This window comes from Bradyrhizobium sp. NBAIM03 (assembly GCF_020194055.1).
Lineage (GTDB): Bacteria > Pseudomonadota > Alphaproteobacteria > Rhizobiales > Xanthobacteraceae > Bradyrhizobium > Bradyrhizobium yuanmingense.
Window position 1 is genome coordinate 45325 of the sequence record NZ_JADYVS010000001.1, and the last position, 21767, is coordinate 67091.

General features: G+C 60.8%; 18 protein-coding genes. 10 read left to right on the top strand and 8 right to left on the bottom strand.

The annotated features are described in order from the left end of the window. Nucleotides 1-6: 6 nt before the first annotated feature. Entirely contained in the window at nucleotides 7-1473 is a 1467-nt protein-coding gene (locus I6F21_RS00200; RefSeq protein WP_050995920.1) for a lipopolysaccharide biosynthesis protein, read from the bottom strand. A 123-nt stretch (nucleotides 1474-1596) separates the two neighbouring features. On the opposite strand from I6F21_RS00200, the gene I6F21_RS00205 reads away from it, so the two are divergent. After that, on the top strand, nucleotides 1597-2430 hold the full coding sequence (locus I6F21_RS00205) for a polysaccharide pyruvyl transferase family protein (protein WP_050991696.1): 834 nt from the start codon (nucleotides 1597-1599) through the stop codon (nucleotides 2428-2430). Between the two features lies 1 nt (nucleotide 2431). Next, entirely contained in the window at nucleotides 2432-3547 is a 1116-nt protein-coding gene (locus I6F21_RS00210; RefSeq protein WP_225138982.1) for a glycosyltransferase family 4 protein, read from the top strand. A 17-nt stretch (nucleotides 3548-3564) separates the two neighbouring features. On the opposite strand, the gene I6F21_RS00215 is transcribed toward I6F21_RS00210, so the two are convergent. The 4 genes from I6F21_RS00215 to I6F21_RS00230 are packed head-to-tail and all read right to left on the bottom strand — an operon-like array spanning nucleotide 3565 to nucleotide 8349. Beyond that, on the bottom strand, nucleotides 3565-4656 hold the full coding sequence (locus I6F21_RS00215) for an acyltransferase (RefSeq protein WP_225138983.1): 1092 nt from the start codon (nucleotides 4654-4656) through the stop codon (nucleotides 3565-3567). Next, entirely contained in the window at nucleotides 4653-5759 is a 1107-nt protein-coding gene (locus tag I6F21_RS00220) for an acyltransferase (protein ID WP_225182660.1), read from the bottom strand. The genes I6F21_RS00215 and I6F21_RS00220 overlap by 4 nt, the downstream gene beginning before the upstream one ends. A gap of 9 nt (nucleotides 5760-5768) precedes the next feature. Then, on the bottom strand, nucleotides 5769-7106 hold the full coding sequence (locus tag I6F21_RS00225) for a hypothetical protein (protein WP_036035382.1): 1338 nt from the start codon (nucleotides 7104-7106) through the stop codon (nucleotides 5769-5771). Nucleotides 7107-7113: 7 nt separating this feature from the next. Beyond that, on the bottom strand, nucleotides 7114-8349 hold the full coding sequence (locus I6F21_RS00230) for an acyltransferase (protein WP_225112412.1): 1236 nt from the start codon (nucleotides 8347-8349) through the stop codon (nucleotides 7114-7116). A 571-nt stretch (nucleotides 8350-8920) separates the two neighbouring features. Between I6F21_RS00230 and I6F21_RS00235 the strand changes: the two genes are divergently transcribed. The 3 genes from I6F21_RS00235 (at nucleotide 8921) to I6F21_RS00245 (ending at nucleotide 12430) form a co-directional block, all read left to right on the top strand. Further along, nucleotides 8921-9487, top strand: a complete 567-nt coding sequence (locus I6F21_RS00235) for a hypothetical protein (protein ID WP_225138984.1) — start codon at nucleotides 8921-8923, stop codon at nucleotides 9485-9487. 31 nt (nucleotides 9488-9518) lie between these two features. Continuing rightward, complete coding sequence (locus I6F21_RS00240; protein WP_225138985.1) at nucleotides 9519-11750, top strand: Wzz/FepE/Etk N-terminal domain-containing protein; 2232 nt, start codon at nucleotides 9519-9521, stop codon at nucleotides 11748-11750. A 392-nt stretch (nucleotides 11751-12142) separates the two neighbouring features. Next, complete coding sequence (locus I6F21_RS00245; protein ID WP_225138986.1) at nucleotides 12143-12430, top strand: hypothetical protein; 288 nt, start codon at nucleotides 12143-12145, stop codon at nucleotides 12428-12430. A 43-nt stretch (nucleotides 12431-12473) separates the two neighbouring features. Here the strand turns inward: I6F21_RS00245 and I6F21_RS00250 are convergent, their stop codons facing one another. Continuing rightward, complete coding sequence (locus I6F21_RS00250) at nucleotides 12474-13904, bottom strand: undecaprenyl-phosphate glucose phosphotransferase (RefSeq protein ID WP_225130644.1); 1431 nt, start codon at nucleotides 13902-13904, stop codon at nucleotides 12474-12476. 613 nt (nucleotides 13905-14517) lie between these two features. Here I6F21_RS00250 and I6F21_RS00255 point away from each other — a divergent pair. Further along, nucleotides 14518-15255, top strand: coding sequence for a metallophosphoesterase (locus tag I6F21_RS00255; RefSeq protein ID WP_225128149.1), 738 nt, complete (start codon nucleotides 14518-14520; stop codon nucleotides 15253-15255). 66 nt (nucleotides 15256-15321) lie between these two features. Here the strand turns inward: I6F21_RS00255 and I6F21_RS00260 are convergent, their stop codons facing one another. Next, nucleotides 15322-15600: a hypothetical protein gene (locus I6F21_RS00260; protein ID WP_036013999.1), complete on the bottom strand. Its 279-nt coding sequence runs from the start codon at nucleotides 15598-15600 to the stop codon at nucleotides 15322-15324. Between the two features lie 640 nt (nucleotides 15601-16240). Here I6F21_RS00260 and I6F21_RS00265 point away from each other — a divergent pair. Beyond that, nucleotides 16241-16504, top strand: a complete 264-nt coding sequence (locus I6F21_RS00265) for a hypothetical protein (protein WP_225138987.1) — start codon at nucleotides 16241-16243, stop codon at nucleotides 16502-16504. A 655-nt stretch (nucleotides 16505-17159) separates the two neighbouring features. Here the strand turns inward: I6F21_RS00265 and I6F21_RS00270 are convergent. After that, nucleotides 17160-17582, bottom strand: coding sequence for an excalibur calcium-binding domain-containing protein (locus tag I6F21_RS00270; protein ID WP_225138988.1), 423 nt, complete (start codon nucleotides 17580-17582; stop codon nucleotides 17160-17162). A gap of 285 nt (nucleotides 17583-17867) precedes the next feature. On the opposite strand from I6F21_RS00270, the gene I6F21_RS00275 reads away from it, so the two are divergent. From I6F21_RS00275 to I6F21_RS00285, 3 genes are all read left to right on the top strand, one after another. Further along, nucleotides 17868-18614 carry a hypothetical protein gene (locus tag I6F21_RS00275; RefSeq protein WP_225138989.1) on the top strand — a complete coding sequence of 249 codons (747 nt, stop codon included), beginning with the start codon at nucleotides 17868-17870 and terminating at the stop codon, nucleotides 18612-18614. Nucleotides 18615-19285: 671 nt separating this feature from the next. Beyond that, on the top strand, nucleotides 19286-20434 hold the full coding sequence (locus I6F21_RS00280) for a LuxR C-terminal-related transcriptional regulator (RefSeq protein ID WP_225138990.1): 1149 nt from the start codon (nucleotides 19286-19288) through the stop codon (nucleotides 20432-20434). Between the two features lie 17 nt (nucleotides 20435-20451). Then, entirely contained in the window at nucleotides 20452-21627 is a 1176-nt protein-coding gene (locus I6F21_RS00285; protein WP_225138991.1) for a helix-turn-helix transcriptional regulator, read from the top strand. The last annotated feature ends 140 nt before the right edge of the window (nucleotides 21628-21767 follow it).

Sequence of the window (21767 nt, forward strand, 5' to 3'; positions counted from 1 at the left end):
TTCTGGCTAGGTCTTAGACGATCGCCGCACACGACCCAAGACTTCCTGCCATATCCGCACCACGGCCGGCCGGGCGACCGCCATGACAACGGCAAGATAGACCGAAGAACCAAGCAGCACGAGCGCCGCGAGACGCAGCCATGGCGACGTGGCCGGCATGGTAACGGAGGCAGCAACGACCGCGCATGCCATCACCGCGGAGCCCGCAAGTGCCGGCATCAGCGCCGCGGCATAGGGCCTGATGCCGAGCGCCAAGATCCGCATCGAGGCTCCGGCGGACAGTGGATACAGCAACAAGGCGCGAACGACGTAGCCGACAGCGATCGCGATAAGGCCAAATGGCGCAGCGACGATGAAGATCGCTATGTTCGAAACCGCGTATATCAGCGTCAGCCAAGTCTGCCAGTGCGGTTTGCCGAATGCCAGGATAACCGAGTGATTGTAGAGGCCGATTGTGGTCAAGAACCCGGTGATCGACATGATCGCGAGTAGAGGGGCGGCCTCGCCCCACTTGGATCCGAAGAAACCGACGATGAGATCCGGCGCCAGAGCCGCTATCCCCGCGAAAAGCGGGGCTGTCAGCAGTGACGTGTATTTGACGAAGTCGACCAGCGTCGAACGCGATGCTTCCCGGTCATGCTGGAGGCCAGCGATGGTCGAAAAGAACACGCGGTTCAACGCATTCCCGATCACGGTACTCACGGCGTTGACCAGGCGCTTGGCGAGGCTGTAGAAGCCCGCGCCGGCGGCGCCGGTATACCAAGTGACGAAAATCAGATCGGAATTGGCATTGGCAAAGTTCGTGATTCCCGTCAGCGCCACGTAGCGCGCATAGCTCAGCAGATCGATAACAGCCTGCCGGCTGACCCGGAGCCGAGGGCGCCAGGGCGTCAGGATCCAAAGGCTGACCAGCGAGATCAACGAAGTCGAGACGAGCTGTCCGACCAGCGCAACGACCCCGTATCCCTGTATCGCCAGCGCGATCCCTACCGCCCCGCCGATAGAGATTGAAGAAAGCGAACGGATGGCGAGGGATCGAAAGAGTTGATTGCGCGTCAGCCAGGCTTCGTGCGTCCGTGACAGGCCTTGCACGGCCACCACGATGCAAAATCCCTTGAGAACGATGGCAAGATCCGAAAGACCGGAGAATCGTTCGATGGCGCCGCTCGAGGCGAACAGTGCGAGTGCTGCAAACAAGGAGAGGCCCGCGATGAGCCAAAACGAGGCAGTGTAATCCTCATCCTTCGGATCGGGACGCGCCTGGACGGCAATCGCGATGCTCTCGATCAGGACTGCCCGGCAGAACTCGAGCGCCAGCGCTCCCGTTGCCACGATGCCGAGAATCTGCGGCGACAGCAGCCGCGCCATGATCATGTAGATTGCGAGCGTGAGCGCCTGCCCGACCGCGGAATCGAGCGCCGACCAAATGACGCCCGAAACGATCGAGCGCGGCTTGATAATCTCGTGGCGCAATTGGAAGCCTGTCACAATTCGGGATTAGGTCGACATTCGTCGAGAGCCATTGGCTGCTATGGTCCAATAGTCGCCTTGTTTACGAGGACACTACGGCAAGAAAGCAGCTACATCCGAGGCAGCATGAATTTTCGAGGCAATCTACGACGGCTGATCAACGAGGTCGGCTGCGACTTTATTCATCAACTGCCCTATCCGCACGTGGACTTGTTCTTCTGGCGTCCCGACGATGGAACGATCAATTTCGGTGATCATCTTTCGATCGTTGTCGTTGACCATCTCTTGCGGCAATTCGGCTATACGCTCGCCGATGAGGTGCCGCGGCAAGCGCGCTTGTTCGCGATCGGCTCCGTGCTCCACTACGCGCGAAATGGCGATGTGATCTGGGGAAGCGGCGTAAACGGACGCCCCGGCCAAGGCGACCTCAACCATCGCGTGCAGAATTTGGACGTGCGAGCGGTGCGCGGCCCCCGTACCCGGGAAGTTCTGCAGCGCCGGGGCATCGCGGTTCCCGAAGTGTTCGGAGATCCGGCGTTGCTGCTTCCTCAGCTGTTTCCAAATCGTTTTCGCCCTACTGCCAAGAAGCCGTGGGTGTTTGTTCCGAATTTGCACGATTTGAACATCGTCGACCCTGCCGCCGATACGGTGGTCTCACCGCTGGGATCCTGGAACCGCCGAATTGACGCCATACTCGAAGCTGAACTGGTTCTGGCCAGCTCGCTCCACGGCATCATCGTCGCCGAGGCATTCGGGATACCGGCTCGATACGTACGGCTGAGCAGCGGAGAGGCCGAGTTCAAGTATCATGACTATTATGAGGGCACCGGCCGGTTCGCCGTCGAGTTTGCGACGAGTATTGACGAAGGTCGCGAGATGGGGGGAGCTGCGCGCCTCAACTTTGATCATCGTGCCTTGATGAGTGCATTCCCGATCGACCTCTGGAGCGGAAAGAACTAACATGGCCAAGCGCCTTCGCGTGGCCATCTACGCGCCGCATTTTGCGGAATATTCCTACCGGCTCGCATCGGGACTGGCGCATCATTGCGACGTTCGGCTTGTGCTCAACCGCAAAGACGCGAACCAGCAATGGGAGCTTGCCGATATCGCTGTGACGGCGCCGTTCGAGACACGGATTCGCGACCTCAGTCTGCGGCGCGGCGGCGCAATCGGCATCCCTGCCTCGTTCATCGACATAATTTCCTTCCGCCCGGACGTGATCCATTGTCACGAAGTTCCCGAGATCTACACGTCCAAGCTGATTCAGCTCCTGCGTCCGCTCGGCATTCCCCTGGTGCTGACCGTTCACGATGCTATCCCGCACTCGGAGGGCGGCTCCGGCACCTCGCCCCGTGAAGATGCCTGGCGCGGACGCATGCGTGCGGCCGCCTCGATCGTCACGACGCACGGCGAGAGCTGCATTGCAGATTTTCATCGCGCCTCGCCCGACTTCAAGGGCGAGACGGTTTCCAGCATGCACGGCGTGCTGATGGTTCCGCCGGACAAAAGCTCGTTCACCGAGCCCGAATCCGGACGCATCCTGTTTTTTGGACGGATGTGGGCTTACAAGGGCCTCGACGTTTTCATCGACGCGATCGACATGTTGGCCCAGCGCGGCGTCGCGCATGAAGCGATCGTCGCCGGGCGCGGCCCCGAGATGACACGGCTCGGCGCCCGGATGGAGGCAATGCCGACGGTCAAGACCATCAATGCCTACATTTCGCCTGCGGATACCGGACGTCTATTTCAATCTGCTACGGTGGTTGCCTTGCCCTACAAGGATGCATCACAAAGCGGGGTGCTCGCATCCGCCTATGGGAATGCGCGTCCCGTCGTCGCCAGCGCCACCGGTGGCATTCCCGACGTCGTGACGGACGGCGTCAATGGTCTCCTGGTCCCTCCCGGCGATGCCACTGCGCTCGCCGATGCACTCGAGCGCGTGCTGACGTCGAATTCACTCGCCACAACGTTGGCTGACGGCGCGCGGCAGACCGCGGCCGGCCTTCTGAACTGGGACCACATTGCCGAACGGTTGCTTGGATCCTATCACAAGCTCGCCGGTCGCACCGTGAAGTGAGCGCGACACGCGCTCTCTCATGCCGATTGCCCCACTTTCAGCGGTCGAAAGAACGTGCTGCGGAACGCGCCGTCCAGCAAGCGCCTCAGCCGGACCTCGATCAGTTCATAGCTGATCGCACTTGCAGCCAGTGACATCACCAGCCCGAGTCCGATGAAAGCCGCCCATAGCAACCAGCGGTCGACGCCGGCGGCAACCAGCTTCAGGCCAACCACTTGCAAGGGGAAGAGCACGAAGGGGTGCACGAGATAGAGGCTGTAGCTGATCTTGCCGATATATTGGAGCGCCGGCGTGCTCAGGGCCTTCCCGAGGCCTGATTCCGGGGCGAGCACCATGGCGAACAGCAGAAATCCGGGAATGAGGCCCACGAACGGATGAAACAGCACCAGGCTCGCATACAGCGCGGCCCCGCAGACGAGCCCTGCGACCAGACCGAGCCGTCCGGGAATGGAAATGCGAAATCCCGTCGCGCTGAACAGCATCCCGATGCAGAAGAACGCGGTGATAGGCCAGCGCATCAGGCAGGCCACGCCCAGCAGGATCAGAGGCGCAGCCAGCAGCCTGCCGCCGGCGCGCCACATCGAGAATGTCAGCGCAAACCAGATGTAGAATGCCCACTCATAGGTCAACGTCCACGCATTCTGCTGGGCAATGGGCAGGCCGAGCGCGTCCTGCACGAAGAACAGGTTGGCCGCAAAGATCGCGAGATAGCTGGTGAGATCGATCCCGCGGAAGAACTTGTAGGCCACGATCGGCCCGATCGCGAACAGCGCAAGATGCAGCACGACGAACACCGGCATGATGCGCAGGACGCGGTCGAAGAAGAACCGCGACAGCGAACCGTGGCGTATCAGACTGGCCGGGATCAGGAAGCCGCTGATCATGAAGAACAGCTCGACACCGTGCCCGCCGACATTGATCACAGATTGCAGCCAGGGCCAGATCGGCGGCAAGAATCCGGGGTTCGGGATGTCGTACATGCCTGCCTTCGGCATGTCGTAGAAATGATCCATCAGCACGCTCAGCGCCGCGATGGCACGAAGGCCCTGGACCGAAGGAAGGAACGATCCATCATAGGCGGCGCCCGGCTGGTGAGGTGCCTTGATCACTCTGCGGCACCCTGGGTGCTGAGCACTGGCTCGAGGACGACAGGCTTTCTTCGCGCGGAGCGGAATCTTTGCCCGAAGGAAATGCTGGGCTTCTCGATGAACGTGTATGTCATCCAACTGACGAGGATCGACAATGCCAGGATGACGACCAGGAAGATCGACCATCCGAGGGGTCCGTCGCCGAACCATACCAGGCGGTGGACGTAGACGATCGCGAACGGCGACATCAGATAGACCGAATAGCTGATCACGCCGACGAATGCCATCGGACGCCAGGCCATCCGTTCGCCGAACACGGCAAAGCCGATGAAGACAAGCGCCGCGGAGATATAGGCCGATCCGATCGAATAACTGTAGAAGAAATTCTCGTGATACACGCCGCCGAACCGGCGGTCGGACAGGGTGGCGGCGAAGACCGCATACAGAAGCGTGCAGACGGTCACATGCGTCCACCGCAGCTTGCCGCCAATGACGGTGTCGCGGATGATCTTGCCCAGGAACATCGCCGAGAGGTTCAAGCCGACCTCCATCACCGAGGAGACTGCCCTGCTCTCAACGAAAAGTGCAGCTGTGGTTCCCACCAGCGCGGCGGCAACGACGATGGTCACCGCCGTGAAGCGCCGGTTGAGCAGCCCCATCGCAAAGAGAATGGTGCATCCGACGTAGAACAAGAGTTCGATCGCCAGCGTCCAATAGAACACCCAGAGATTCGGGACGTTCACGAAAGTCTGCAACATCGTCACGTTAGCGGCGATCTGCCCCAGCGGAAAACTCTTCGAATCCAGCAGCTGCACCGACACGAGCCCGACAACGATCGAAGTCCAATAAGCCGGATAGAGCCGGAAGAAGCGGCTGATCATAAAATCGCGCACAGGCGTGGCGCTGTCCGGGAAGCTGAACGGAATGACGAAGCCGCTCACGAAGAAGAACAACACGACCCCGAACCGGCCAAAGTTCATGTAGTAGCCGAATATGTCGTGGAGGGGCCCGTAATAGACACCCGTCGGGTGCTTTTCCAGGATGACCTCGAACACGTGCTGGACCAGGACGGCCAGCACGGCAATGCCGCGCAGTGTGTCGATGAATGCGAGCCGTTTATGCATTGTTCGTTCTCACCTGCTTCCGCTCGCCGCCGGTACATCCGGGCGGAAGCCTTCTAATGACGGCATCGGTGGCCGTACGATGATTGGCACGGCGTCGCCCGCCCGCGCGGTGGTCGCGCGCCGCGAGAACACCTCGCTGAAGCTCAACGCGATGATCAGCAGGCCGGACGCCGGGCCGTAATTCAGAACGGTGATCGTGAACAAGTTGACGACGAAGATCAGCGTCAGCTTGTAGACGTCGGTCGTGCCGAACGTCGCCCGGAATACCATCACCATGAATGCGACGAACGGGAGTCCGAACATCAGATACGTGCCGATGTAGAAATTGTCGACGGGAACCCAGAAGGCGGCGAGCGGCGAGAACAGCTTCTGCGGATAGTTGAAGCAGCCCACGCCGCAGCCGGTCACGAGACCAACGGGCATGAGCTGGCTCAGGTAGACGAACGGCAGTTGCCAGCTGTTGTTGATGCGGTCGACGATGCTGAACAGGGTCGTGTGCGGCACCGCGGCGGTACCCGAAGCGAGCACGATCATGAAGAACGGCACCAGGATCGCGGCAAACGACCACAATGCAATGTTCCGTATCGCGGAGAAGCGCGACTTCTCCGGGAGCATCCGCACGAACACCAGCAGAATCAAGTAGAGCACGAGGACGATCATGGTCGTCTTGCTGGTCGTCAGACGGATGATGTAGACCGCAAGAGAGCCGTACAGAAGGCACCAAATCGTGCTCTTACGGATCGACGTAATTGCGAAGGACACGAGTATGAAGAAGGCCGCCATGGTACTTTCGGCAGCAAAGCCCGTGAGACGCTGATCGTCACCGCCATAGGCCCACCATAAGCGACCCGCCTCACGAACGGCGCCGAAGGACTCATATTTGTATCCGACCCAGGGCATGAAGTAGAATTTCGTCAGTAGCACGCCGATCAGCGAGAGGTAGAACGTCGCGGCGATGACCGACAGCAACTTCTTGTAGGAGCCCAGACTGGTGTCGCAGAAACAAAATCCGACGAACACCGGGAGCATCATCTTAAACGACGACATCGCCGCGTTGACCGTCCCCAGCATGAAGTAGCCGAGCACCAGCGACAGCATGATCTGCACGAGGACAACTGCAGCCATGATACTGCGATTGCGCAAGATGCAATGCACGATGAACTGGACCAGGCACAGAAGCGCAATGCCATCCGGCACGAACCAAAGCGCGTCCAAATGCATGATGCTGGTGTAGTACCGCATCATACCGCCGAAGGCATCCCGGACCAGATAGGCTGCGAGCGCGATCGCCTCGATATTGAGGCTGATCAGCATCATCCTGCGGGGTTGCAGCGCGAAGGTGCTCATGCGCGGCTCAGTTGCTCAGCCGCGCCGATCGGGCGGGGGATGGCGCAAAATCCGGGGGGCTTCCGAATGCATTTCGCAGGAGCCTGCCGCCGGGAATTTCGACATAGAGATAGGTGAGGTGCGAAACCGCGAGCACGGCGGCCAGTGAAACGACGAGATTCAGCGTCGCCGGCAGGCCTGCCCAGATCGAATCCAGGGCGGCGATTCGCCCCGCCCCCACGCCCCGCACGAAGTATTCAGCCAGCAGCACCACGAGCGCGTGCACCATATAGATCGAGTACGAACGACGCCCCAACCAGATCAGCGGCTTGGCCACCAGGATCCGCGGCACCAGCAGCGCATCCGGAAAGGCCAGCAGGCTGCCGAGGAAGATCGCGAACATCACTGGCGCGAGGAAGGTCGCGGCAGGATTGGCCTCCGCCAGGGACACCAGGACGATGCTCGCGATCATGGCGACGAATTGCAATGCGCCCTGCACGGCAGGCCCCGGCTTGGCCGGCAGGCGATCGACGATCCTCACCATCAAGACGCCCAGGAAAAAGCCGACGAAGCAGCGTAGCAAGCCGAAATCCGTCTGAAGCTCGATGCTCTTCTTTTCGAGCACGAAGATGATGAAGACGAGACTTCCGACCGCGAGCAGCCCGGAGAGGACATAAAACCACGCCAGCGAGCGCATGCGCAGGGCAATGAGAACGATCAGACCAAACACCAGGTAGGTGTAGAACTCAACGCTGATGCTCCAGCTCGGCGCATTCCAGCTGAGATAGTCGATGAACCCCATCGAGTGGAGAAGCAGGACGTTGAGGCCGAAGGAATAGGCATTGTTCACTTCGAACGCCGCAGGCGCGGCGACGACCACCCCCGCCATGACCAGGCCGATGCGCAGCAGGCGAAAGACGAGGTTTGCCAGCAGCATGACGATATGCAGCGGGTAGACTCGCGCCAGGCGCCGTACCATAAATTCGCGCAGCGAGAAGCGCGTGAAGTCGTTCTCGACGTAGCTGAGCGCCATGACCATTCCGCTGAGAACGAAGAACAGATCGACCAGCAGCCATGCACTCCTGAAGAAGGAGCAGTTGATCCAGGCGTTGTGCGGGAATGCCGCGAGAAAGGTTGGCATCAGCAGCAGATGGTGGATCACCACGGAAGTCGCGGCGATCCCCCGGATGCTGTCGAGCGGCAGGACGTGCGCCTTCTCACGATGAACCAACTCCGTCACATCAACATTCCGTAGCTGTTGCACCGCAGCAGTGTGTATCAGGTCTCAACGCGTGATCAATCTCTGCAATCACGGAGCCGCATTCGATGCATGACGACCGACAATAATTTCAAAGCTTGCAGATCATTCGGACATGCGAGCGCCAAGTTCATGCCACTTTTCATCCGACGTGCGCCTGCTTCGGCGCGCAAGCCAATCGACATGGGATGATTGCGAGTATTTGCGCGCAAAGTGTGCGCGAAATTCGGCACTGTTGCGATCGAGGCCCTTGCAGCACATTGATTGCTGCGTGCCAATGTCGCGCGAAAAAATCTTTCGCCAATGGGGAACAATAAACGCGCGTCGTGACTTGTGTGTCGGTTTTGCGACGAGCGGCTGCGCGAGTGCCCGATATGTTTTCAGGTTGCAACATTCATGGGCGTGATTTGCCGATCTCGCAGGCATTGTAGAACTTGTTTTTGCAACCGGCGAACAAGCGGGCTCGCGTTTGTTTTGTCGCCAGCTTTGCACCAGCTTTTGCGTCGCACAAAAAGATGACACAGTTACCTGTCAAGTTTCGCCTGTTCTCCTATTGCAACAGAAGCAAGGAACACGGATGGGCCGCGGACTAACACGTCGTCATGCGCAGCCGCGATGGCTAGCGATTGTCTTGATTGGTTCTGCGCTGATTGTGTCGAGCGCTGGTGCTTGCCGCGCGCAGTGCGTCGAATTCTCGGACCGCGCCTCGCAACTCGAACTCGACACCTTCGCAAAGTCGCCGTCCTCGCTCCTCGAGCGGTTGCGCAATGACAAGGAGAAGTTGCGGTATTGGCTCGCGCGCTATGTCGCGACGAATCCGTCGGTGCTGCCGTCCGTCCAGACGCTCATCTCGGCGTCGGCTTCAGCCGATCGCTCGTCCATCGGCGCTGCGCTGCGCCTTGCCGAAGCACGTTGCACGTCGACCAAGCCGGACGCCGCGCGCAAGATCAGGGATTTCGTGCAGCGGATCGGCGATCTCAACGTGCAGGCCGGTTATTCCGGCGCCGGAGAGGACAGCTCCGGCGTCCAGGCCCAATCGCAAATCAAGACCTCGCCGCAGCCGGGCCGTGGCGGAGCACTCCTCGAAGGCGAGTGGAGAACCAAGCTGGCCAATCCATTCAAGCCCGTCCCCCTTCCGAATTGATCCATGATCGTCAAAGGCAGCGAATTAGCACATGTACCAGCCTAGGGAACATTTCCAGTCGGGGCACCGATTCGGCATCGAATTCGGCGGGGCGGTCCTCAGCTTCGAGCGCGTGGCCGACGTCCTTCGCCGCCAATGGCCGATCATCGCGGTCTGTACGGGAGCTTCGCTGGCCCTGGTGATCGTCTACCTGGCCGTGGCGCAGCCCATGTATACGGCAAATGCCCGCATCATGATGGATACGCGGCAGACGCAAGTTCTGGACAAGGACAGCAACGCCAGCAGCGCCCTGATCGACACGGGCTACGTCGACAGCCAGGTGGAGATCATCAACTCGGACGACCTCATTCTGTCCGTCGTCCGCCGCCTGAAGCTGACAGAAGACCCGGAGTTCAACGGCTCCAAGCCCGGCCTGCTCTCTATCATCATCGGCAAGCTGACATCGCTATTCGGCTCCGGCGAACCAGCAAGCCAGGAGCGAATCGAACATGCGGTCGTCCAGCAGATTCAGAAGAATCTGCGTACGGAGCGCGTGCTGACGACATATGTGCTGTCGCTGAGCTATAAAGCGCGGAGCCCCGACAAAGCCGCCAAGATCGCCAACGCGATCGCCAATGCCTATCTCGTCGGCGCCCTGGAGGCCAAATATCAGTCCACCAAGCGGGCCACCGAATGGCTGCAGCAGCGCAGCCTCGAGCTGAGCGAGCAGGCATCGGCCAGCGATCGCGCCGTCCAGACCTTCAAGGCCGAGAACAACATCGTCGGAACCAGCCGCGGCCTGATGTCCGAGCAGCAATTGTCGGACCTCAACACGCAGCTAGTTCAGGCGCGGGCTGCGACCGCCGAAGCCAAGGCCCGGCTTGACCGGATCGACACGATTTCCGATCAGGATGTTGCGCAGTCGACCGTGACGGATGCCCTCAACAACTCGGTGATCACCCGTCTGCGCGCTCAATATCTCGACCTCCAGGCGCAATATGCCGACTGGTCCAGGCGCTACGGCAAGACCCACCTTGCGGCGGTCAATCTGGCCAACAAGATGGAGGAGCTGCGCAAGAACATCGCCGACGAGCTGCGTCGGATCGCAGACGCCTATCGCAGCGACTACGAGATCGCGAAGAGCCGGGAGGCCTCGCTCGAGAAGAACGTCAAGGAGCTCGTCGCCCAGGCCGGCAACAAGGGCCAGGCCGAGGTCAAGCTGCGCGATCTCGAAAGTGCCGCCGACACCTACCGCAATCTCTACAACAACTTCCTGGAAAAGCTGCAGAGCGCGACGCAGAACCAGAGCTTTCCCCTCAGCGAGGCCCGCCTCATCAGCACCGCCACCAAGCCGGACCGCAAGAGCTCGCCGCGAACGGTCCTCGCCCTCGTGGGCGGCCTGGTCGGCGGCCTCTGCCTCGGCTTCGGCGCGGCATTTGCGCGTGAACTGCTGAGCGACGTGCTGCGGACCCCCGGCGAGGTCGAGGATGAGCTCGGCGTGAAATGCCTCGGCGTGCTGCCGGACATACGTCCGCCGACGACGGCCGGCACGTTGCTCCCGACGTCAGCGAAGACCGGCCCTCCCGATCTGTCCCGCTACGTCGTCGATCATCCGTTCTCACGCTTTGCCGAGACCTTGCGCAACATCAAGGTTTCGATCGACGTCGCGCGTCTGACCCGCGAGATCAAGGTGATCGGCATCGTCTCCTCGCTTCCAAAGGAGGGCAAGACGACGGTGGCCGCCAATTTCGCGCAGCTGATCGCCCTCACCGGGCATCGCACGGTTCTGATCGACGGCGATCTGCACACGCGCTCGCTGACGCGGGAGCTCGCGCCCAACGCCAAGACCGGCCTCGTGGAGGCTCTCAACGATCCCGCGAACCTCGGCTACCACGTGCAGCGAAGCAAGGAGACGGGACTGGATTTCCTGCCCTCCGTCGTGGCCTCGCGCATGGTCAATTCGGCCGACGTCATCGGATCCAAGGCAATGGCCGAGCTGCTCAAGGTGCTGAGGGAGCACTACGAGTACATCGTGATCGATCTCGCCCCGGTGATGCCGGTGGCCGATTCCAAGGCCGTCAGCTTCCTGATCGACGCCATGGTCTACGTGATCGAATGGGGCCAGACCACGCGAACCGCTCTGCAGGAGTCGGTTTCGGGTTCGGAAGTCCTCCAGAAGAAGCTGATCGGCGCCGTGCTCAACCGCGCGAACCCGAAGATGCTCAAGCGCATCGAGGCCTACAAGGGCAAGCACCACAACAGCTATTACGTCGAGCACGCCTAGGCGGAGGCGAGGCGCCGCTCCCACTGAACAACTGGAATGAGCTCGGGCCCGTTGCCGATTGGCAGCGGGCCTTATTCGTGCTTGGCGGTCGCTTGAAGGGCATCCCGTGCGCCCTCGCGCACGGACCGAGATGCGGCAAGCGCTCCGGACCTGCTCGCGGGCTCCGTATTCGTCCGGAATCCACAACTTGCAGTTATTGCTCTAGCCAAAAGCAAGGATTGACGGATACGGTGGTCGCCGGGAAAGTTTGTGCCGGTGCCAGCAGCTGTCGATAAGACGAGACGATCCGAGCCTTGAGGCCTGAAAATGCCGAAACTTTAGGCATCTTTCTTTCTCGGTTCCCCGGGGCTAAACTCGGCTCATACTCGCAGTTATTTTTCCGGTAGGCTCGGATGCTGATCGTCCTGACGATTTTGACTGTTTGGGTCCTGCTCAACATTCTGTTCGTGTTGATCGTGGTCCCTCCACGCAAGCCGCTCCGCCACCCCATGGCGACGACGCTCTCACCCGCGCCCATCGACCCGAACCGGCGCCAGATCGAGCAGGACGAGCCTTTCTCGATCCGCCATGTCATCGTCTCCGTCGCAATGGGAGCCTTCTTCGTGCTCGTGCCGCCGCTGCTCGCGCTGCGCGATGCGATCATGCGGCTCTTCCGCAGGCCACCGCGAAATGGAACCTGAGGCCCCGTCCACGGAGGTTTCCGGCGATTGAGAGATCGAGCGGCTAATAGGCCTCTTGGAACATCACGGCGGACGCGGTGCGGGCCATGATCTTCAGGTCGAGCCAGATGCTCCAATTGCTGACGTACCAGACGTCGTACTCGACCCGCTTTTCCATCAGATCGATCGTTGGCGTTTCGCCCCTGAATCCGTTCACCTGAGCCCAGCCCGTCAGGCCCGGCTTCATGTGATGGCGGTAGACATACTTGCTGATCAGCTCGTCGTAATAATTGTCATGGGCAAGCGCGTGCGGACGCGGTCCCACCAGCGACATGTCCCCCCGTAGCACGTTCCAGAGCTGCGGCAGCTCGTCGATGCTGGTCATGCGCAGGAAGCGCCCGATCTTGGTGACCCGGGCATCCCCCTTAGTCGCCTGGGTCACCGTCTCGCCATTCTCGGCAACCGTCATGGTGCGGAACTTCCAGATCTCGAACGGCTTGCCGTTGAAGCCGCGGCGCGACTGCCGGAATATGACGCTTCCCGGCGAATCCAGCTTGATCAGCACGGCTACGGTCAGCAGCAGCGGCGTCAGCAGCACGAGCGCGAACAGAGCGACGCCGACGTCGAGACAGCGCTTCTGCAGCCGCTCGAGAATGGTCAGCGGCGGCCGCTGGATCTCGACCGCGACGGTTCCGCTGACCGGCAGGAACGGGCGGGTCACGAGGTCGGCAACGGAATCGTCCGGCAGCAGGCGAATCGGCTGCGGAACGGCGCGCAAATATGGCCCGAGCTTGCGCAGCATCGGCAATTCGTTCCAGTCGATCGCGAGCAGATATTCATCGACATCGGCCGCGCGCGACTGACGGATGACGTCGCGAATCTGCCGCTCCCATTGGCCGTCATCCCGGTCCTCTCCGAGCACGAAATGGCGCATGACGTCGAAGCCGTTCCTGCGCAAATCCTTGAAGCGGCTCGAGGTGAAGTCGAGCGGCTTCAGGCTGAGCAGGATCACCTTGCGGTCGACCAGGCGGCTTCTGGCAAAGCTCGTGCCGAACACGGCCTGCCAAACGAAGCGCAGGCTGATCAGGCCGAGCCCGCCGATCACGGCGAAGACGATGACGGTGCCGCGCGACAGATTGTCCGTCGATTTCAGCAGGAAGGCCGCAACGGCGAGGATCGTGAGCGACGTCAACCAGATAAACGCCGCCATTCGAAGCTGCCAAACCAGATTGAGCAAGCGGTGCGTGGAATAGACGTCCCGGAAATAGGCGATCCCGACGAACACCACACCGACGAACAATCCGGCTCCCACCGATGCACCCTCGGGCGGCGACGCGACCGCCACGCCATACAGCGAAGCCCCCGCCGCGTAACTCAGCAGGATCAACAGAAAATCAGCAGCGATGACGACGACCTGAAAGGGCCTCTGAAGCGCACTGCCGCGCGCAGATGACAGCGCATGAGCGCTTTCAGAACCGTAAGTTGCAACAGCCATTCGAACCTCTGCGTATCGAGAGAGTGCCTGACGCTCATCGTGATGCTGAAGACTCGTCAATTCCCCGCACGGAAAGTGTTGGTCGATCGCAGCGACATTGTGGCGCTGCACGCGAAACTTTTGCGGCGCACGGACGATGTGTCGCGTTGAGATGCGCGGCGAAATTCGGTGCGCTGAAAATGTCGTCACAGTGCTGACATACGAGCGAGCGAACTGCCCTATTTTGAATCAAGTTCCGCATCCAATGCGACGCCATCGTTGCACGGGCCGCTGTTCGCTGAAGTTTGAGGCGCTGCTTGCTGCCGACGAACGCAAACATCGGATCACTTGCGAGAGTTTCCAGGGATTTCTATCTGCGGATGTATGCGAGAATCTGCAACGAGTCATGCAGACTTGCTGCATGCTTCGAGCCAGCGATGCAATTCCTGCGGACCCCTCTCGTTCCTGAAGTCCATGAAACAAGTCGGCAAAAAATGCCGTGCCCTTCTTTTGGCGTGATCGGCACCGACAACGAGCTGCGGCCCCACGGAACTCGCGTTGTTCGCGTTGGATGGACGCTCTCCGGTGCCGGTGACTTGGGGATATTTTTCCGACCACCCGATCGATGAGCGCCATGAAATCTTTCTCGCGATCCCAGCCGTCGCTTCCCAAACCGCAATTGCCGGACGGCGTCCGCATCTATGCGATCTCGGATATTCACGGCTGCGCGCATCTGCTCGAGCCCATGCTGCGGGTGATCGACGCCGACGTTGCGCGGAGCCGGCCGCGCTATGCCATCGAAGTCTTTATGGGCGATTACATCGATCGCGGCCCGGATACGCGGTCAACCCTCGACATCCTGGTCGAGCGGAGCCGGCGGGGGAATGCGGTCTTCCTCAAGGGCAACCACGAGGCCTTTTTGGTGAGGGTGTTCGAAGATCCTTCCCTATTCGAGGACTGGATTGCCTTCGGCGGGACCCAGACATTGATGTCCTACGGGCTTGCTCCCCCCGATCTCAAGCGCGACGAGCCAGCATCGATCCTGCGCGACTTGATTCGCGCCATGCCGACCGAGCATCTGGAATTCCTGGACAATCTGCGGTTGAGCTTCAGCTGCGGAGACTTCTTCTTCGTCCACGCCGGCGTTCGCCCGGGCGTGCCGCTCGCCGAGCAGACCGAGCGCGATCTGCTCTGGATTCGCGAGGAATTCCTGCAGAGCGAGGAGCAGTTCGGCAAATATATCGTCCACGGCCATACGCCGGTCCGCAGCGCCGAACTACTGGCCAACCGCGCCAATATCGACACCGGCGCCTATGCGACCGGTAACCTCACCCTGATGAGCATCCAGGGAAGCCGCATGCTCGCGGTGTGATGAGCTTCAGCCTCCTGCCACCGATGCGCGAGACCGTCTCAGGGAGGGAATAAACGTCCGCAATTTCTAGTTGAGCAACGTCGGCTGCGCCGGCCGCGCACGCGTCTGGGCCATCCAGTCGCTCCAGGCCCGCTCGTGCTTGACGTAGAGCTCCACCCAACGTTCGCCATGCCTGGCCTCTCGGACGCGCGCCGCCTCCCCGAGCAGCTCGGCGCCGGGACGGGTGTCCGGCTTGTCCAGCGCTTCGAACTCGATCGTTTCCGAGATCGTCAGACCGACGAGCACGCGCTGTCCGGCGCCGTCCACGATGTAGCGTCGCGGCGCATCCTTCTTGGGCTCACTCATGTCGTCATGTCCCATCGGGTTCAGTGTGAAGCTGGATACCGTCATCGAATGGGATGATGCCTAAAAGGCTCGCCGGGCGTGGCCGAACGTCGAGGTCGGAGCGGGCCCCGAGACCCGGCGCGAGGCGCTGCTGGATGAGCTCACGGCTCTTCGTTGGACGCGCCAGGCGCGCAGCGCGTATCCGAGAATGAGGCCAGCGCCGAAAATGGAAGCAGAGACAAACGCAGAAGTCATGAGAGTCGTCCTGGGAATCGTCCTGGATCGTGCGCGTCCTATCAAGAGTGAGCAGTGTGTCGACATCATGGTTCTCGGGGATTCACGAGCGCCGAAAAAATGTTCAAGGTTCGGTCTCCTTTGCATGCATGCCGCGCGCGCGGCAACGCTGCCAGCCTCTGCCTGATCTCGTCTCGGCCGGAGATGATCATCGAATACTCTCTCTATATATATGTCGACGACATATCTAAGAGACGTTCTCGCAGCTCAATGCATCAAGTCCCGTCGCGGTCGATCCGACGCGCCTTGGCGAGACCATGCGCCCCTGCAGCCGGAAGTTCGGCGTCAGCCGGCCTGCCCGTGCCCTTGCAACCGTCCGGAACCCATCGCATTATCACCCATCGCATTTCATGAGGGATTCAATCCAATGAACTTCCGGCCCCTTATTCCAACCATTGCTCTGGCTGCTCTCGGCCTCACTTTGGCGACATCCTTGGCGCCGGCCGCCGAGCTCACCGTTGCTCCGTCACACCGGGCGGCTGCTGTCCAGGGCGGACTTGTGTTCTGGGACGACGTCTACCCGCCGGCGGTCTATGGCCCGCAGCTGCGCCCTGCCGAGGAGGTCGCGGCGATGAAGGCACAGGCGCGGCCGGTGTCCCAGCGCTGGTGGGGATATTGGTACGTGCGGTAACGCACCGAAGCGGCAGTCTAATCGCAACCCAGACGTCCGCAATCATCAGCCGCCGCGCCGAGCAAACGGTAGCGGCGGTTTTTGTTTGACTCACTTTGAGCCCTTTTTGGGAGAGCGGTCGAACAAGCGTGGCCGACGGGCGTAGCTTGGGCTATGGGCGCGCCGAGGCGCGAGTTTCCCTGTGCGCCCGACATTAAAAGCGCCTGCCCAAGAGTGCAAAAGGCGCCGGCGATCAATTCCCTGCTTACAGGGAATTTTGCAGGGAAAAGTGCCCGTCGCAGGGGCGCCAACGGGCGTAGAATGCGAAATGAGGGTTGAAATCGCAGGCATTGCGTCGCGATGCATCAAGATCCTAACAGGGAAATTCCGCCGACGATCAGGGAATGTGCTCGCGTCAATCAGGCAAGACCTCTTGCCGCCTCATGTTGGAAGGGATTGGGTTTGGCTCTGGGGTATTGAGGTCCGCAAGGAGAGGCTCTCCCACGAGCGCACCATGGCCCAGCATGCAGTTGCCAATAAAGCAGGATCAGGTCTCGAAGTGACAATATCTCGGACGGGTTAGATGCAGCAGCGCATGCGATCATGGATCGCGACCGCTCTTCACCGACGGCCAACACTACCACTTGCTGAGGCCCGTCACACATGCCGGCGTGACTCAGTCTGAGTTGGCCATTGCTGCGGTTCGTTGCGGGACCTCTCCCCGACGTGGCCGCCATGGTTCGCAAGCAACCCCATCCCCGTCGCGATCGTGGTGCTGCCAATAGCCGGGCTCTCCGCGCCGCGCGGGTGCTAAGCCGACCAAGCGGGCAAAATCGCAATTGGAGGCGGACGCGATGTGTTTCAGCGTGATCGTGACCGACCACGGGCTCGAAACAAGGAGCCAAATTGCTGGATATGCGACCAACACGGCAGCGATTGCGATCAATGCCGTGATGGCCCACCGCAGCCTAGTAGAGCGCAGCTTGGTGGTACGATCATAGCGCGCCGATACCGCACGGAAACGACGCTGCAAATTGCGCAGTCGCTGTTCATGACCGGGACCGGGACGAATGGGATTGGGGTCGGGAAGGTGGGGCATGACATGATCAAAGTAACGTCACTGAAATCTTCTATCATGAACCAGGATCGCGCCCGACCTGCTCCGTCACGCCCGGCTCAGTGAGGGCGAATGGGCGCAACGGGACTGATCCTAGCGGCCGCAGCTTCGGCCAGTCTCCTGCATAAGCTCGAGCGCGGCGTCAGCATTGCGGCATAGAAGAACATGATTGGGCCTGATCCGGAAAGTTTCGCGGCTTGGCTTCATCCCGCATCTAGCCTACCATTGGCTAGTTTTACGGCGAAACCGCATCGGCCAGCGACCTTCATGAGCGGTGGGGCTTATCGCGGCCACGATGTCGTTTCGCGGATCCACTTGCTTTGTATGGCCGCGGCAGTTGCGATGCGCCTTCAAAACCTCAGTTTTGATGATTGGCTGGAGCACGCATTTGGACGCGAGGTTCGCTTTCAGCAAGCACCGTGGTACTTCGATCCCGAGCATGATTGGTGGGATCCGCCGGCGGCTGACGCCGTGTCTTATCTCACCCGACTGTTTGAAGACCCGGAGCCAGCGTTACAGGGATTTGCTGACAGCCAAATCGCGCAGGGCCTAACCTACCTCGTCAATACCAGTGCCGGCGGCGACAGCCGGTGGCTTTGTTCAACTGATGTTCCGGTCGAAGACCGTGTTCGCTGCGTCACGTCTGTCGCGGCTCTATTTACGAAATTGTTCGAGCCTCGTTGCGATCCTAGCCTGTCCCACCTGAGCGAAGCCGCTAGCAACGCCCTAAACGGTGTTTGCTACATGTGGTGGGATGCGTTTCCGAGCTTGGCTCTACCCGGCGACCCCGACCTGCCAACGCTCCACGATTGCGCGCTGCAGACCATGGACCGCATCCTTCAGCTTAAATCGATCGCCTGTCAGGAAAGCGCTCTACACGGACTTGGACACTGGCGCCGCGACTACAGAGATAAAGTCAGCCAGATCATAGACTGCTTCTGCGAGGCGCATGCCGGGATCGACCCGCGCCTGTCGGCCTATGCCCAATCAGCTCGGTGCGGATGCGTCCTGTGATCCCGCGGCAGTGGCGGCATGGTTGCGTCCTGCATTGAGGACATCATCGAGACCTCGTATCAGCGAGTCGGCGGCGCCCGAACAGGGAACGGCCGTGAGTCCGAGCGTCGGAAGTGTCTATTGTCGCGCACCTACTCGAGGGTCCGAGTAATTAATCCACGGCGGCGACGTAATCGATTATAAAGCTAAATTACGCAAGCGCCCGGAATTTCGTGCTATGTAGCGAATTCCTCTTGCCGCTCGATTAAATTGGTTATTAAATATATATTTAATTAGCGACTGAGCATCAACCGTTCCGGCAACTCACAGCGAGTCACGCACGAGGCCTCGACGATGCACCGACCGTACGTTGCCGCCGTTCTGCAGAAGGCAAGCACGTTCCGTTCGAATGTGGTTCGCGGTTTCTGAGCCAGAGCGTTGCGCACGGATCTTGGGACCGCAGCAACTCGGAGGAGAGAGGGGTTATGGCATCCAGATCGTAATGCACCAACGTGGCGACAGCCGTCGGAATTCGACCCCGGCGACATAGAGGAAGTGACGAATGCGGAGCAGCGGTTTTACGAGCTGACGAAATTGGTTGTCACTTTGCGCTGCTTCGACATGCTCGCGATTCTAAGCCAGATCGGCGCAAAAGTGCGGTTGCTCTTTTTTAAATTGATGATGGCCGGGGCATGTCTGTTTCCACCAGAGCTTTGCTTGAAACAGTCGATCAGATCTACCAGGCGGGCTGTGATCCTGCACACTGGCCGGAGGCGGTCGCGAGCTGCCACAGTCTGTTTCCAGGGACAGCCTTCAGTCTGTTCATCTGTATGGACGGCATTGGCCATCTTCCGCCGACAACGACAGCCGGCTGGGATCCGGACTCGATCAGGCAATACGTCGCGCACTATTATAAGCTGAACCCGTACAACGACCTGTTGCGATGCGTTGCGCCGGGACAGGTGGCGCGAGCGTCCCAGATGTTCGGCCGGCAATGGCTTGACCGGCAGCCCTTCTATCACGAATGGCTGAAACCGGCCGGCGACTATACGCACGGCGCCAACCTGACGTTCAAGCGATCGCCCGGCTCCTTGACGCGGCTCAGCTGCGATATCCCCGAGCGCCTGTCGCATCTCGAAGCGCCCGCCGCGCAATTCTTGCACAGCGTCGGTCGGCACTTTGCGCGGGCGCTGGAAGTGACCTCCCGCCTGCGCGCGGCGCGGGCTACCGAGGGGGGATTGCAAGGGCTGCTCGATCGAATCTCCGGGGCCGCGTTCTTGGTGCGCCCGCCGCGCAAGGTGGTGGCTGCCAATCGACGGGCCGTCGTTTTTCTGGAGCAACGTCGGCTCGTGCGCATGTCGCTGGCATCGGAGCTGACGTTCGTCGCGTGTCGGGCCGACGAAGCGTTTCATCGCGCGCTCCAGAGTGGTTTCGTGACGGCGAAGGCGCCGCCTCCGGCGAGCTTTATGGTGACGAATGGGGGCAACGGGCGCTATCAGGTTCTCGTGTTGCCGTTCAGGATCTCGAAGACGCTCGCGACTCTGGGCGCGGATCTAGGGTTTGCCCTCGTATTGATCAACGACCGGCGACGTGCGCCAAGTCCCCCGAGCGAGGTGCTCAAGAACCTCTATAGGCTGTCGCAAGCCGAAGCGAGTGTAGTCCTGAGTATCACCGAGGGTGACAGCCTGCAGACAACTGCCGATCGGCTTGGCATATGCCGCGCCACCGCGCGCAACCAGCTGGCAGCCGCGATGGCCAAGCTCGGTGTTCACCGGCAAGCGGAGCTGGTTGGCGTCGTGACGGCGCTGGCGCCATGTCTGGACCTCGGTCCGGACGAGTGACCGGAGGGGGCGGCGCCATGCGTATCTTCTACGAGAAAGAGTTCCCCCGATTGCTAGATATGCTCTACGACTCGGCGCTCGATCCCGAACGATGGCAGGCGTTCCTCAATGCGCTGCCGGGCCCCTTTGGCGGCGCGCGCGGCATCTTGCATTTCTATGATGTGGCTACGGCAACCACACCTGTATTCCGACATTTCGGCGACGATCCCGGACTCAACTCGTCTTATGCCAAGCATTTCCACAGCATCAATCCGTATCCACCGGCACGCCTCGAAACCATCCCTGTCGGCAAGGTAATTTACGCAAGCGATCTTCTTGACCCTGAGATCGCTGAACGCACCGAGTTTTACGCCGATTTCATGAGACCGCAGGGCATCACCACCGATCATCTGGGTGTATCGCTCCACAATGACGGTTATGGCGTGACGCTGCTAAGCATCGCTCCGCACGAGTCCGTGTACCGCAGCAACAGAGAGACCTACAGACGTCAATTGGCGCTGCTGGTGCCGCACCTGATGCGCGCCATCGAGATCAATCGCGTTACGACGGCTGCGCGCACAGCCCAGCGAGCGCTCGGAACCGGTCTTGATGCGCTGAGGCTGGCCGCGTTCCTGGTTGATGGGACCGGGCGGCTCCTGCTCGCCAATCAAAAGGCGGAAGACCTGTTACGGCGAGACAGCGTGCTATGCACCGATCGCTCCAAGCGGCTGCGCGCCGCCAATTGCGCCGACAACGCTGCATTCGAGGTCGCCATGATGCGCGCCTTGCGCCCGCCGACGGCGCTCGCAACCCAGCCCGTGCGTTTGACCTCAAGCGCCTCCGGACGGGCGTTCGTTGCCTGGGCCGTGCCCATGCGGTCGGAGCAGCCAAACGGACCGAACCATCGCTCGGAATTCATGCTCGGTCTCCGCGCCGAGGCGACCGCGCTTGTGCTGGTTGTCGCGGCCGAGTGTGCGTTATCTATTCCCCCAGAGGCGATCCTGGCGGCATTCAAATTGTCCGCCGCCGAGGCGCGGCTCGTCAGCGCGCTGATCGCGGGCCGGACGCTGGCGGAGTATGCGCGCGTCAGCGGCCACTCGCGCAACACCGTGCGCAACCAGCTCGCATCAGCGCTCGAGAAGACCGACACGCGGCGGCAAGCCGAGCTCGTGACCGCGATCGTCGGAACGCTGGGCATATTCGGATCTCGGTGAGACGCCGGCGACGCATGTGGACCTGGAGCCGAACGAGTGATGAGAACGTGCGATGCGCAACCGCCACGAGCCAGAGTTTACGGCAACCGAGGCGATCTACGACGCTGCTCCCTTTCCCAGCTCGCTGGCCTGCAGCGCTT